The following is a 13,060-nucleotide window of genomic DNA, read 5'->3' as shown; positions in this document are numbered from 1 at the left end:
TCACGATCGGGTTCGGGCATGACGTCGCTCCGCAGCAGAGAGACCCTCTTCATCGTGGGCGTGCAACGCCTGCCGGCAGCGCGGGCGCTGGTGCCGCTGGGCCGAGCCCTCAGCCTGATCGGTGAGCACGCGGCAGGATGGATCCTTCTCGGGCTGGTCGGCGCGGTCGTCGACTCCGCGCGCTGGCAGGCCTGGGTGGGCGGGGTCGTGGCCGTCGTGCTGGCACACGGCCTGTCCATCGCCGTCAAACGGGTCGTCAGGCGGCCCCGCCCCGGAAGCGACGCTTCGGTGACCGTCTACGCGAGCGCGCCGAGCAAGCTGAGCTTTCCGAGTTCGCACGCGGCATCGACCATGGCCGCCGCGGTGGTCTACACCGCGCTGGTCCCGGTGCTCTGGCCGGTCGCCCTGGTGCTCGTCGTGCTCATGGGCGCGAGCCGCGTGCTCCTCGGCATGCACTTCGTCACGGATGTGCTGGCCGGATTCGCCCTCGGGCTCCTGGTGGGCGTTCCCGCGGCCCTGGTCATCACGTCGCTGCCGGTCGGCTGAAGCCGCCCGGTCCGGCCGCCCTGTCTCAGAGGGTCGGCAGCTCCCAGCCGTACAGGCGGGCGAGAACAGACACCAGGAAGAGGCCGGCCCAGATCATGCCGCAGACGAACAGGCGAACGTCTTTCAGCACCACCTCTTCGGGCGCGCTCGCGTCGCCCTTCTCGATGTCGAAGGCATAGAGGAGAAGGGCGACCCCGAACGGGACGATCGAGGCGATGGAGCCGATGGAGGTGCCTCCGTTCAGGTCGAAGGCCCACATCGCGTACGAGAGCATGGTGAGCGTCGCAGCGACCGTCCAGACGAAACGGAGATAGCCGAGGCTGTAGAGATCCAGCGTCTTCCGGGTGTGCAGCTCCTCCTGGCCGGCGCTGCCCACTTTCTCGGAATAGCGCTTGCCCGCGACCATGAACAGCGAGCCCGAGGAGATCACCAGCAGGAACCACTGGGTGACGGGGATCCCCACCACGGCCGCGCCGGCGATCGCCCGGAGCACGAAGCCGCTGGCGACGACGATGATGTCGATCACCGGCTGGTGCTTCAGCCAGATGCAGTACGAGACCTGGATGACGACATAGGTCAGCAGCACCGCCCCGAACAGCACGTGGCCTGCGACGATGGCGACCGCGCTCGGAACCACCAGCAGCACGAGGGCCGTCGGCCAGGCAGCGCGGACGGGGAATTCACCGGAAGGAATCGGTCGGAACCGCTTCTTCGGGTGGAGGCGATCGGATTGGATGTCCAGCAGGTCGTTCAGCATGTAGCCGCCCGAGGAGGTGAGGCTGAAGGCGATGATCGCCAGCAGCACCTCCACGATCACGCCCGGCTCGAGAAGCACGCCGGCGGAGAGCGGGGCGAGGGCGAGCAGCACGTTCTTCAGCCACTGTTTGGGGCGCATGGCCCGGAGAAAGGCCGGCATCCTGGATGTCGACCCGACCTGTACGACTGTCACTGTTGTCCCCCATTCCACCGGCTCGCCGCCGGGATGGCTCGTGGGGGCGGAGCCGACCATGGCAGACTTGGACCCCACCCCCACGACAGGGGCCATATGACTCATACTAGAGCTATTGATTACCCCGAAAAGGCTGACCATTCCGTGAGAACTGGGTTGCTCTATGTGCTCTTCGCCGCGATCTCGACGGTCACGAACCTCGGTTCCCAGTTCGTGACCGAGGCGCTCTACACCGGCCCGTTCGCTCTGGTCGCGAGCGTGATCGTCGGCACGGGTGTCGGGGTCGTGACGAAGTACCTCCTCGACAAGCGGTTCATCTTCCGGTTCGAGGTGAAGAGCATGAGGCACCAGGCCCGCACCCTCGGCCTCTACACGGTCATGAGCGGGATCACGACGCTGGTCTTCTGGGGTTTCGAGTTCGGCGCCCTGCTGGTGTTCGGCACCGAGGCGGCGAGATACACCGGAGCGGTCATCGGCCTCGCGATCGGTTACGTCATCAAGTACTACCTCGACAAGAACATCACCTTCAAGGCCGACCGTGCCGGAACGGAGTCGCTGTGAGCAGCGTGTCGTCGAGCAGGGTGTCGTCGAGCAGGGTCTCGTCATGGGGGCGTCTCAGCGACGCCGAGCACCGGGTCGTTCCGATCACCTCGGCGGATGCCGCCCCCGGCATCCTGCAGGCGAGCGCCCCGGGAATCGCGCGCGGCATGGAACGCAGCTACGGCGATGTCGCGCTGAACGCCGGCGGCACCCTGTGGGACACCCGCTCGATGAACCGCCTGCTGGCCTTCGACGACGCCACGGGCATCCTGACCGTCGAGCCCGGTGTGCTGCTGCGGGACATCCAGGCGACCTTCAGCAGGCAGGGCTGGATGCTCGCCGTGACGCCCGGCTCGGAGATCGTCACCGTGGCCGGCGCCATCGCCAATGACGTGCACGGCAAGAACCACGCCACGATGGGCACCTTCGCCGACCACGTCGTCTCGATCACCCTGGTGCGCACCGACGGCGAGGTCATCGTCTGTGGCCCGCACGACGAGCCGGAGGGCCGGGGCTGGTTCGAGGCGACCTGCGGTGGCCTCGGGCTGACCGGCCTCATCGTCCAGGCCTCGATCAGGCTCAAGCGGGTTCCGGGGCCGTGGCTGCTCGCCGAGGACATCCCCTACCAGTCCCTCCCCGAGTTCTTCGAGCTGTCGGATGCGTCGGAGCAGTCGTTCGAGCACGTCGTGTCGTGGATCGACATCACGACCGGGGGTGGGCGCCGCGGCATCCTGTCCCGGGCGAATCCCGTTCCCTCCCCGCACAGGGAGGTACCGCCGTCGGCCACCCCGCTCGGAGCGGCGAAGGGCGGAATCACCTTTCCCGTCGTGCCCCCGCTCTCGCTCGTCAACAGCCTGACGCTGCCGCTTCTGAACCGGGCCTACTACCGCCTGAAGAGAGCGGGTGCCGGTTCGAAGGTCGTGCACTACAAACCGTTCTTCTATCCCCTCGACGCGGTCGAGGAGTGGAACAGGGCCTACGGGCCACGCGGCTTCTACCAGTACCAGTGCGTTCTGCCCCGGGCGACGGGGCTCGAGAGCGTGCGGGAGATCCTGGCCATCGTCGCCCGCTCCGGCCAGGGGTCGTTCCTCGGTGTGCTGAAGACACTCGGCGACCGGGAGCCCATCGGCATGCTCAGCTTCGCCCGGCCCGGCGTGAACCTGACCATCGACTTCCCCAATCTCGGTCGATCGACGCTGGCGCTGCTGGCGTCGCTCGACGCGGTCGTCAGCGAGCACGGTGGGCGACTCTACCTGGCCAAGGATGCCCGGATGCCCGTCGCCCTGTTCGAGGCGGGTTACCCCCGCCTCGCCGAATTCACCGAGTACCGCGATCCGGGCATCAGCTCGGAGATGTCCCGTCGACTGTTAGGAAGCTGAATGCCCGCACTGCCCTCCCGCCCCGGATCGAAGCCGTCGCCCTGGCCGACCGATCTCGTCGTGATCGGCGCGACCTCGGCGATCGCGTCGGACTGCACCCGACTGTGGCTGGAGGGTGGGGCATCCTCGGCTCTGCTGATCGGGCGCGACCAGGTGGGGCTCGACCGGGTGGCAACCGACCTGAGGGTGCGCTTCCCGGCGGCACGGATCGAGACATCCGCGAGGGACCTCCTCGACGTGCAGGGCATCGGTGAGGCGGTCTCCGCGTTCGCCGGGGCAGGCACGCCGGGTGCGGCGGCCGGGGCGGGGCTCACGGTGCTGATCGCCCACGGCTCGATGACGGAGCAGGCCGAGTCGCAGGCCGACCTCGCGAAGGCCGCCGCGGTGCTGCAGGTCACGGGCGTCTCACCCTCGCTCTGGCTGGAGGCCGCGGTGGACACGATGACCGCCGGCACCATCGCCGTGCTCGGGTCGGTCGCGGGCGACCGCGGGCGCCGGAAGAACTACATCTACGGGGCCTCGAAGGGTCTCATCGAGCGGATGGCCGAAGGCCTTCAGCACCGCACCGCCGGCTCGCCGCTCCGGGTGGTGCTGGTCAAGCCCGGGCCGACGGCGACGCCCATGACGGCGGGCCTGCCCCAGAAGGGCCTGGCTCCGGTCTCGGCTGTGGCCGCGGAGATCGTGGCGGGTGTGAACGCCGGCCGACCGGTGGTCTACGCTCCGGCGAAGTGGCTGCTGATCATGGCGGTGGTGCGCTCGATTCCCCGGGTCGTGTTCAACAGACTCGACTTCTGACGCGGCTACCTGGTCAAGAGGTCTTCCTCGAACGTTGCTCCGCCCGTGAGACCGGGCCGGACGCCTCGGAGGACTGCTACTTGGAGCGGTGGTCGGACTGGTTCCGACGGACGCGTTCCTCGCGGCTCTCGCGGAGCGCAGATTCACGAAGCTGAGCCACAACAACTGGGTCGGATAGGTCATTGTGCACGCGCGGGATTCGCGGTTTCACTTTGAGAACGCCGAAGTTGAACCCTCGTGCCGCCTGTGCCTCGCTCATGGCACCAGTCTAAAGCGCAAAGCTGACGTTGACCCAGTTATGTCGAAAGTCATGCGTTGTGCGCGGTTGCATCGTCGATCGCGAACGCGGTGGCTACGAGATCCGCGACCAGTTCTGCGACGTGCTCGTCGTTGGTCGAGAACACGTCGACGGCGGCTGCGTCGATCGAGACCATTCCGTATACCTTGAGTTCTCCATCATGGGAATCAGGGTCAGGGGCGGCGATGGGTACCGACATGAAGGATTTGTAGCCGGTCTGGTTCTGGCGGCCCCAGCTAGCGGGCCGGCTCTTGGACAGGTCGTGATACAGCACGATTCGTTCGCCGCTGCTGAGGAACTCGAGTGCTTCCCGAGTTTCAGCCTCGCCTGCAAGGAACGGGCTGGGTTTCTTCTTCCGCGACGACTCGACACAGACCAGACCGTCCCTGGTTTGAGTAAGGCCGAAGACGTTCGCGCGGACGTCGCCGGCTGCGGGGGAGATGAGCGCTCCGATCGCGTCGACGGCATATTTGGCGACCAGGTGGAGGTGCGTGTCTCGTTTGGCCTCGTCAGCGATGTAGGGCATCTGAGAAATTTTCTCAGCCAACTGTTGCAGAACGTCTTTCATCGCCAACGTCGGGCGGCGCGTGCCTGATCGGCGTCATCGATTGCCGCCTCGGTCGCTCTGCTCGAGGTGTTCTTCTGACGCTGCTCGAGAACGATCTTGAAAGCCTGCAGGACGAGGGTCACTAATGACACGGCGAAACCCCAGAACAGCAGGGCACCCTTGGACGGGTCGCTGTCGGGGAGGGTGGCTCGAAAGGTGAAGAAGAACGCCGCGGTCGACGCTGTGACCAGTGGTAGCACCGACGTGAGGACGACGAGAGCCCACCGCCGGACGGGGTGCTCATTCTTCGTCGCGTCAGACACGGTGGCAATCATAGAGCCAGAACGCGAGGATGATTCACTGCGGCCCGGTCGCTCCGAAGCAGCAGCCGGGGTCTCGACTTCTGACGCGGCTCAGGCGCCGTTCCCCTCGAAGGCCGAGTCCTCGTACTCCTCGGTGAGGCCGTGCGGGGTCTTCTCCCAGTGGTGCGGGCTGAACACGATCTGCCAGGCCGCCCGCCAGGCGGCGATGGAGTGCAGGATCCAGTACGCCGGGTTCAGCAGTGCGAACATCGCGACGCGCCAGTTGTAGCGCTTCCAGGCCGCGAGGCCCGAGACGATGATCATCAGCCCGTTCGAGAAGAGCATGTTCGTGGTGCCGGCGACGATCAGCCACTCCGGCAGGTTGAGCCCGATGAACTGCACCCCGAGGTAGGTGAACACGGTGAAACCGAGCACCAGGGGATAGAGCAGGAAGGCCAGGGGCGTTCCGAGGATGAGGGCCACCAGCGACAGCGCGCCGAGGGGGCCGTTCACCCTGAACCAGCGCACCGGGTGCCGGGTGTTGACGGCGGCGGTCATGATGTAGCCCTTGATCCAGCGCGTGCGCTGCCTGATCCAGGCGCCCACCTCGGCGCACGCCTCCTCGCCGGTGGAGGCCTCGATCACGCCGACGCGGTAGCCGTGGGCGGCGACGCGGAGCCCGAGGTCGGCATCCTCGGTCACGTTGTAGGGGTCCCAGGCACCGAGCTGGCGGAGCACGGCGGTGTCGAAGTGGTTGGAGGTGCCGCCGAGCGGAATGGGGAGGTGCGACTGGTCGAGCCCCGGAAGCATCGAGTCGAACCAGTGCGCGTACTCCACAGCGAAGAGCCGGGTGAGCACGTTGTAGTCGGCGTTGAAGTACACCAGGGCGCCCTGCAGGCAGACGAGCTTCTTCTGTGAGGGATCCACGTAACGCCGCTCGAACTCGTCCTGCCGGAACGCCGCCACGGTGTCGCGGAGCTGGGAGGGGTTCGGGCGGTCCTCGGCGTCGTAGATGACCACGAACTCGCCGCGGGCGAACGAGAGCCCGTAGTTGCAGGCGCGGGGCTTCGTCTGCGGGCCGCCCGGGGGCACGATGACCATGCGCACGTACTCGGGCGGCCGCATCGTGCGCACGGCGGCGATCGTCTCGTCGTCATCGGCCTCGAGCAGCACCATGACTTCGAGCTTCGCCTTCGGGTAGTCGATGGCACCGATGTTCACCAGCAGCTTGCTGATGATGTTCGCCTCTTTGTAGGCAGGGACGAGGATCGTGTAGATCGGCAGTTCGTTGTCGGGGACCCTCGACGGCAGCGGTTCGAGCCCCCGGCTCACCCGCTCGAGCGAGACGTCTGTCGCCCACCGTTCCTTCTCACGCACATTGAAGGGCGCGCGGAAGCCCGCAACGGCCTTGAACGCGATGTTCATCAAAAAGATGAGGTTGGCCCCCGTGAGAACGATCACCAGCGTTGCGGTCAGGTTCACGAGGCAGCCGGCGACGATGAGCGCCACGAGCACACCGGGCGCGGCGATCTGCCAGCGGCGGAGGCCCGTCTTGGCCGATTCGTCCGAGCTCTCGGTGGCGAGGGCATCCGAGGCGCCGAAGAGCAGGCGGGTGCGGCAGGCCGCTTCGACCGCCTGGTTCAGGTCCCAGTCCGTGGTGGTGCGCACCCGGATGCTCCTGACCCCGAGCATCCGGCGGGCGGAGTGGATGACGTCGTCTGTCGGAGGAACCGTCGTCGCGATGACGGCGCCGTTGCCTTCGCTCTTCCAGGGCACCCAGCCGGCCTCGATGTACTGCTCCGGCTCATCGATGGAGAAGAGCCCGGCCTCGGGGGGATCCGCCACGAGATCGACGAGGGGAGCCTCCCACTGCTCGGCGAGGGCCTCGTACATCTCCCGTCGTGAGATCACACCCGAGAGGATCAGCTGGCGCCCGAGGAGGCCCCCCTCGTGGGCCTGCCTCCGGAGGGCATCCTGAACCTGCGCTTCGGTGACGAGACCGGCGTTCACCAGGATCTCACCCACCCGGAGCGATGTGCGGTCGAGGTCGGTCATGAGGAGATCCGCTCGTAGATGCGGTAGTCGCCCTCGTCGAAGACGACCCGGTAGGAGGTCTCGAACGAGGGCTGCTTCTTCACCGCGTCGTAGACGAGGTCGGCGACCCCCGTCTGGCTGAGCTCCGGCGCGTCGGCGGTCGAGACGAAGACCCACTTCGCGTGGCTCACCGGATCCGCGATCGCCGCCGTGAAGAGCTCGCCGGTCGAGCGGTTGTAGTAGTCGACGAGTGGGATGCCGATCTCGGGCAGGAGCGCGCTGCCCGCGGCCGACTCGTCCATCAGCACCTGCCCCCCGTCGTAGTGGTCGCGGAGGTAGGCTGCGGCATCCGTTGCTCCGCTGGCCGCCTTCAGCTGGATGTAGCCGTCGGCTTCGGCGATGACGGATGACCGGGCGGGGTCTGTCGCCCACCATGCCGTCTGCAGCACAAGCGCGAGGCCGACGAGGGCGAGGAGGCCCGGTGCGATCGTGGGCACACGGGACAGGCTGTCGACCAGCACCGCCGCGAGCACCGCCAGCCACGGGATGACCGCCAGGGCGTACCTCGAATTCCACCAGTTCTCGGGGAGGGAGTGGTCGTTGTTCATGTGGGTCTGGCCGAGGTAGAGGCTGAGCAGCGAGAAGCCGTAGGCGACACCCATCACCCAGACCAGCAGGGCGGTGTTCGACAGGCCGAAGCGCCAGGCGAGCATGATCGCGCCGCCGATGCCGAGCACGACGGTGAGGGCTCCGGCGGTCTCGAGAACAGACCAGTTGTAGGTCCAGAGAGTGAGCCCGGCGTTGTGGGTGTAGGCCAGCAGCCCGGCGTCTGCCGTCGCTTTCTGGAGGTTCGACGCGGAGTACTGCCCGTTCAGGAACTCGAGCAGATTGCCGTAGACGGCGTAGTTGTAGGCCAGCCACCAGCCGATCGCCACCGCTGGCAGAACGGCGAACGCCAGCGACATCTTGATGGCGTAGCGCCACTCCTTCTTGCGGCGCCAGCTCGCGACCAGCACGACGACCGTTCCGCCGACGACGAGCACCCAGCCCTCGTAGCGGGAGAGCGTCGCGCCTGCGGCCGGGAGCCCCGTGAAGACCATCATCTCGCCGGCGCTTAGGTTCCGCCGGGAGGTGACCCAGTGAGCGAGGCCGGCGAAACAGCCCATCATGCAGAGGATCAGGACCGGTTCGGTGAGGGCGGTGGTGAAGACGTACAGGATGCTCGGGTTGGCGATGATCAGCAGCACCCCCGCGATGCGCGCCGGCCGGCCCAGCCCGATCCGTGCCGCCACCCGGTAGACGCCGCAGGCCGTGCCCATCAGGCAGACGAGCCCGAGGAGACCCGCGGCCAGCCCTGTGTGCCAGAGCCAGAGGTTCTGCACGAAGGGAACGAGGATGAGGCTCGGCACCGGCAGCCAGACCGTTCCGAGCTGGGTGAATCCCGGCGCCTTGCTGTCGAAGAGTCGACGCGAGATGGTGAGGTGGCTCTGCGAGTCGGCGTAGGCGATGTTCAGGCCGGTCGACGTGGTCACGATCACCGCCACGATGCCCACGGCGAGGGCCGCCACCGCGACCACCATCGTGCCCGGCACACGGCGACCGACGGCGGGGGCGCCGAGCGACATCCATCGTTCGAGGCACCAGAGGGTGAAACGCGACGACTCGAGGGGGGAAGGGGGCGCTGCTGCTTCCGCTGGTGCTGGAGGTTTCGCGCGAGGCGCCGCCGGAGCCGGTGCCGCCTTCAGGGTGCTCACGCCGGCCCCGCTCAGTCCAGCGGCTTCGTGCGGCCGGACGGGTCCGCCTCGCCCTGCTGGGCGGCGACCCGGTCGGAGTCGGCGGCGAGCTGTGCGTCCACGTACTTGGCGAGCTTCCGGCGGCGCTGGCGCCGACCGATCTCACCGATCACCCCTGCGAGGATCAGGATCACCAGAACGATGCCGCCCCAGAGGGCGTAGGAGTTGTAGTCGGAGGTCACAGCAGTCTGCGGCACGATTGCGTTGCTCGAGAGCGCGACGGGTTCGTCCTCTCCGGGACCGGCCACGACGACGTCCCCGGAGAGGCCGAACCACGCACCGGTGCCGGTCAGCGCATGGTCGGCCGCCCGGCGCTGCAGGGAGGCGGTGGCATCGGAGGCCGACCCGTCGGGGGCCCAGCCGCCGAGCATCAGGATGTTGCGACCCTTCGTCTCGAAACCCTCGAGTGCGGCGTAGGGGGTGTTGGTGCCCACGCCGAAGGTGAGGGTCTTCGAGTCGATCGCCTTGAAGGAGTCGAGCCGGAGCGGGGCCTTCAGCGTGTTCGAGTCTTCGGAGGTGGCCCCGACGATCAGGCCCGACTCGGTGGAGGAGACGAAGTCCGCCGCCGACATCACGGTGACCCCGAGTTGCACGGTGGAGTTCCGCTGGAGCGATGCGACGATGTCGCCCGCCGCAGACACCGCGGATGCGGCATCCAGACCCGTGCCGAACGCCACGGGGATGCTCTGGCCGAGCGCCTGCGGGAAGCGCTGGAAGCCGGCGTCGAGGGACTGGCCGCGCGTTCCTGTGACGGTCGATGCCCGGTTGTCGACGAAGAGCTCGATCGGAATCGAGGTCTCGGGCGGAAGGCACTCGCCGCTGGCCCGCTGTGCGTTCAGCGTCACCTTCAGGGCGTTCGCGGCGGTGAGCCGGGTCGAAGCCACGGGGAGGCTCACGTCGAACGCGGGAGTGTTCCCCAGCACCGCCGACCCGATGAGGAAGTCGTTCCAGTACACGTTCATGGTCGCGACGACGGAATCGGGGATCGCAGAGTGCGTGCCGACGATGTGGACGGTGGCATCGCCCACCGGGCCACCGAAGGCGGACTGGCTCACGTTGACCACAGACGCCGTCTCTGCCGGAACCGACAGGGCGATCTGGTTTCCCGCTCCGAGATCGGTGAAGGTGTGCTCGAGACCGGCCACGAGGGAACCCGCCGTGCTGGAACCTGATTGTGACAGCCCAGAGGTCGTGCCGGCAGACGCGAGTGGGAGGTAGGCGCTGCCGAGGGCGGCACCGGCGGCGGCGAGCCCGCTCTCCGGGCCGGTGATCGTGAGCTGGGGTACCCCGGCGGCCGACGTGGAGAGGGCCGTCTCGACGGGCTGCGAAGCGTCTGCCGAGGTGTCGCCCGTGCTGGCGAAGGTGACGATCCGTCCCCGGGTGGGCTCGACGCTCACGGCGGAGGTGGCGTCGGAGGCAGTGCTGAGGCTGAGGGCCACCGGCGAGGGGTAGGTCTTCGCGAGCGAACCGATTGCGGCGAGTCCCGCTGCGCGAAGGGCGCTCGACGGGTCGTCCGGCAGGGTCACCGAGATCGCGTTCAGGGCCGGGGAGAAGAAGTCGGCCACCGTCGTGGGAGCAGTGGCGTCACCCGTCACCTGGACGGTTCCCGCGCTGAGGCTCACGCTCGCGGTCGCCGGGGGAGTGCAGACGGCGACGGCCGCAGCACCGGAGAGCGCGCCGGCCGGAGCATAGGTGAAGCCGATGGCGAGGCGGCCGTCGACGACATCGGAGGTCGAGAGTGGGATGTCGAGGGCTGCCGGCTGCGATGCGTCGACGCTCTGGCGGAGCTCCCCCTTCACCGTCACCCGCACCGTGCCCGACGTGCCGGTCGGGTCGGAGTCCACGGGGGTCAGGGTCGCCGTCGCGGCGGTCGGGGAGAGCCCGTCGGGTACATCCACGGTGACGAAGACGGGAACCGAGTCGTCGGGGATGGAATCGACTGCCGCGAAGGAGAGGGTGCCGGGGGCGTCGATCACCTGCCCGGCCGCCAGGGTCCGTGACGCAGCGGTCGCGCTCGCCCCTGTCTCCGCTGTCGCCGCAAGGGGTGCGGCCAGGAGGAGTGCGGGGGTGGCCAGCAGTGCGACGGCGGCACAGACGGTTCGACGGGACCAGGCGCTCATGGACCAACCTTGGAAGACGGGCACAGACGTTGCGCCGGGTTGACGGTGGAGATTGCACAGATGAGGGGATTGTGCCGAACTGGCATGAGGTCTCAATCAATTGATCCCCCAAAACGAATCCTAAGGCATAATAAACAGGCGGCGTGCCTCCTTCTGGGGCCAGTGGGAACTGCTCAAGATTGGGGAGATCCGTCATCTTTGCCCGTCTTCTCTCGTGGTGTGGCGGGCGTCGTCGGCGCCTGACACGAACCGGGGATGCGGCTCCGGTGCTTTGTGCGGTCTCCGGATGCCCGCGACCGGGGAACACCACGCTCTGGCTCGGCCAGGGTGACGAACGGCGAGCGGTGCCGATCTGCGCCGGCCACGGCGAGAGCATCCAGGCGGGACACCGCCGGGTGACGATTGCCGAACCCGACTCCGACGGCGCAATACGCCTGAAATAAACGAGAGTGATAATGGAATTGCAGCGTAAGCCGTTGCAGTTCCACCGGGCCACAAGATCTCGGTGGTGTGTGGGACACGTCGGTGTCGACGCGCACGGCTCCCGGGATCGCTCCGCGGCTGTGCTCGAATTCTCCGACCGTCTCATTTCCTGCCAGCACCAGACAGATGAGAGATCATGCCGCTCAGAGTTTCCATCGTCGTCGGCAACCCGAAGCCGAAGTCGCGCACCCTGAAGGTCGCCGAGACCCTTGTCGAGAAGCTTCTCGAGAAGGGTTCGTACGACGTCGAGGTGATCGACCTGGCCGACCACGCCCAGGAGATCTTCGCGTGGCCGAGCGAGAGGATGGCCGCGCTGAACGCCCGTGTCGCCGCCAGCGACATCGCGGTGTTCGCGTCGCCGACGTACAAGGCGACGTACACCGGGCTGCTGAAGGCGTTCCTCGACCGCTACCCGGCGAACGCTCTCGCGGGGGTGACAGCGATCCCGGTTCTCACCGGGGCCGACCTGTCGCACTCGATGGGGCCGACCGTGAACCTCGCACCGCTGCTCGTCGAGCTCGGCGCAAGTGTTCCGGGTCGGGGCTTCTACTTCGTGGCCGGCCAGATGGACCATCTCGACGAGATCGTCACGACGGCCGCCGAGGAGTACGCCGCGAACCTCGGGCGCCTCGCGAACGTCGCCGCGCACGTGCGCGGCGGCATCCACTCATTCGTCTGACCTGTTGGCTCACATCACCCTAAGGAGACAGCACCATGGAATCAGTACTGAAGACCGTCACGGGAGACGCGGTCGACGCGATCGATCCGCGCGCGTTCCGCAACACGCTTGGGCACTACGCCTCGGGCATCACGATCATCGGCGGACTCGAGGGAGACGAACCGGTCGGGTTCACCTGCCAGTCGTTCTACTCGGTGTCGACCGAACCGCCCCTGGTCTCGTTCAGCGTCATGCTGAACTCGACCACCTACCCGCGCATCCGGGAGACCGGCAGGTTCAGCGTCAACGTGCTCTCCCATGAGCAGCATGAGATCTCGAACCAGTTCGCCCGGAAGGGCACCGACAAGTGGGCCGGAATCGACTGGTCGGCGACCGCGAACCACAACCCGGTCATCGCGGACACCCTGATGTGGCTCGACTGCGACATCTGGGCCGAATACGAAGCCGGCGACCACTACATCGTCATCGGCAAGGTCAACGAGATGAGCTCCGTCGACTGGCACACCCGCCAGCCCCTGCTCTACTTCAAGGGCCAGTACCGCCACCTCCGCGAGGTCGAGGCCGCCGCCAGCTGAGCCGGGACGGCAGGCGGTCA

The 13,060-nt window shown here is 67.4% G+C and carries 13 protein-coding genes; 6 read left to right on the top strand and 7 right to left on the bottom strand.

All coding sequences use genetic code 11. From position 1 onward, the window contains the following. Positions 1-18 precede the first annotated feature (18 nt). The gene (locus B7R21_RS02455; protein ID WP_116281659.1) at positions 19-546 is read left to right on the top strand and encodes a phosphatase PAP2 family protein; all 528 of its coding nucleotides are present in this window, start codon (positions 19-21) and stop codon (positions 544-546) included. A gap of 25 nt (positions 547-571) precedes the next feature. Here the strand turns inward: B7R21_RS02455 and B7R21_RS02450 are convergent, their stop codons facing one another. Continuing rightward, positions 572-1,591, bottom strand: coding sequence for a decaprenyl-phosphate phosphoribosyltransferase (locus B7R21_RS02450; protein ID WP_216364087.1), 1,020 nt, complete (start codon positions 1,589-1,591; stop codon positions 572-574). Between the two features lie 48 nt (positions 1,592-1,639). Between B7R21_RS02450 and B7R21_RS02445 the strand changes: the two genes are divergently transcribed. The 3 genes from B7R21_RS02445 to B7R21_RS02435 are packed head-to-tail and all read left to right on the top strand — an operon-like array spanning position 1,640 to position 4,209. After that, positions 1,640-2,056, top strand: a complete 417-nt coding sequence (locus B7R21_RS02445) for a GtrA family protein (RefSeq protein ID WP_116281657.1) — start codon at positions 1,640-1,642, stop codon at positions 2,054-2,056. Then, positions 2,053-3,414 (top strand): FAD-binding oxidoreductase, encoded by a 1,362-nt coding sequence (locus B7R21_RS02440; protein ID WP_216364085.1) that lies wholly within the window; start codon positions 2,053-2,055, stop codon positions 3,412-3,414. Before B7R21_RS02445 ends, B7R21_RS02440 begins: the two co-directional genes overlap by 4 nt. Beyond that, positions 3,415-4,209 carry an SDR family NAD(P)-dependent oxidoreductase gene (locus B7R21_RS02435; protein WP_116281656.1) on the top strand — a complete coding sequence of 265 codons (795 nt, stop codon included), beginning with the start codon at positions 3,415-3,417 and terminating at the stop codon, positions 4,207-4,209. Between the two features lie 76 nt (positions 4,210-4,285). Here the strand turns inward: B7R21_RS02435 and B7R21_RS19645 are convergent, their stop codons facing one another. The 6 genes from B7R21_RS19645 to B7R21_RS02410 all read right to left on the bottom strand — a co-directional run bounded on the left by B7R21_RS19645 (position 4,286) and on the right by B7R21_RS02410 (position 11,303). After that, positions 4,286-4,468 carry a hypothetical protein gene (locus tag B7R21_RS19645; protein WP_147305779.1) on the bottom strand — a complete coding sequence of 61 codons (183 nt, stop codon included), beginning with the start codon at positions 4,466-4,468 and terminating at the stop codon, positions 4,286-4,288. 49 nt (positions 4,469-4,517) lie between these two features. Beyond that, the gene (locus tag B7R21_RS02430) at positions 4,518-5,033 is read right to left on the bottom strand and encodes a GAF domain-containing protein (protein WP_116281655.1); all 516 of its coding nucleotides are present in this window, start codon (positions 5,031-5,033) and stop codon (positions 4,518-4,520) included. A 38-nt stretch (positions 5,034-5,071) separates the two neighbouring features. Beyond that, on the bottom strand, positions 5,072-5,377 hold the full coding sequence (locus tag B7R21_RS02425; protein ID WP_147305777.1) for a hypothetical protein: 306 nt from the start codon (positions 5,375-5,377) through the stop codon (positions 5,072-5,074). A 90-nt stretch (positions 5,378-5,467) separates the two neighbouring features. Then, on the bottom strand, positions 5,468-7,411 hold the full coding sequence (locus B7R21_RS02420; RefSeq protein ID WP_116281653.1) for a glycosyltransferase: 1,944 nt from the start codon (positions 7,409-7,411) through the stop codon (positions 5,468-5,470). Further along, entirely contained in the window at positions 7,408-9,144 is a 1,737-nt protein-coding gene (locus B7R21_RS02415) for a hypothetical protein (protein ID WP_116281652.1), read from the bottom strand. Before B7R21_RS02415 ends, B7R21_RS02420 begins: the two co-directional genes overlap by 4 nt. An 11-nt stretch (positions 9,145-9,155) precedes the next feature. After that, positions 9,156-11,303, bottom strand: coding sequence for a hypothetical protein (locus B7R21_RS02410; RefSeq protein WP_116281651.1), 2,148 nt, complete (start codon positions 11,301-11,303; stop codon positions 9,156-9,158). Positions 11,304-11,922: 619 nt separating this feature from the next. On the opposite strand from B7R21_RS02410, the gene B7R21_RS02405 reads away from it, so the two are divergent. Both B7R21_RS02405 and B7R21_RS02400 read left to right on the top strand, forming a co-directional pair. After that, positions 11,923-12,465 carry an NADPH-dependent FMN reductase gene (locus tag B7R21_RS02405; RefSeq protein ID WP_116281650.1) on the top strand — a complete coding sequence of 181 codons (543 nt, stop codon included), beginning with the start codon at positions 11,923-11,925 and terminating at the stop codon, positions 12,463-12,465. 35 nt (positions 12,466-12,500) lie between these two features. Beyond that, positions 12,501-13,040, top strand: coding sequence for a flavin reductase family protein (locus B7R21_RS02400; protein WP_116281649.1), 540 nt, complete (start codon positions 12,501-12,503; stop codon positions 13,038-13,040). The last annotated feature ends 20 nt before the right edge of the window (positions 13,041-13,060 follow it).

Source organism: Subtercola boreus (assembly GCF_003399625.1).
Lineage (GTDB): Bacteria > Actinomycetota > Actinomycetes > Actinomycetales > Microbacteriaceae > Subtercola > Subtercola boreus_C.
Note: the sequence above shows the minus strand (reverse complement) of the source record. Positions and strands in the feature narration are given on the sequence as shown.

Bases quoted from the DNA above. Each gene is read 5' to 3' on its own strand.
- B7R21_RS02400 (WP_116281649.1), top strand. From the start codon at position 12,501: ATGGAATCAGTACTGAAGACCGTCACGGGAGACGCGGTCGACGCGATC.
- B7R21_RS02410 (WP_116281651.1), bottom strand. From the start codon at position 11,303: ATGAGCGCCTGGTCCCGTCGAACCGTCTGTGCCGCCGTCGCACTGCTG.
- B7R21_RS02430 (WP_116281655.1), bottom strand. From the start codon at position 5,033: ATGCCCTACATCGCTGACGAGGCCAAACGAGACACGCACCTCCACCTG.
- B7R21_RS19645 (WP_147305779.1), bottom strand. From the start codon at position 4,468: ATGAGCGAGGCACAGGCGGCACGAGGGTTCAACTTCGGCGTTCTCAAA.
- B7R21_RS02420 (WP_116281653.1), bottom strand. From the start codon at position 7,411: ATGACCGACCTCGACCGCACATCGCTCCGGGTGGGTGAGATCCTGGTG.
- B7R21_RS02435 (WP_116281656.1), top strand. From the start codon at position 3,415: ATGCCCGCACTGCCCTCCCGCCCCGGATCGAAGCCGTCGCCCTGGCCG.
- B7R21_RS02405 (WP_116281650.1), top strand. From the start codon at position 11,923: ATGCCGCTCAGAGTTTCCATCGTCGTCGGCAACCCGAAGCCGAAGTCG.
- B7R21_RS02455 (WP_116281659.1), top strand. From the start codon at position 19: ATGACGTCGCTCCGCAGCAGAGAGACCCTCTTCATCGTGGGCGTGCAA.
- B7R21_RS02450 (WP_216364087.1), bottom strand. From the start codon at position 1,591: ATGGCCCCTGTCGTGGGGGTGGGGTCCAAGTCTGCCATGGTCGGCTCC.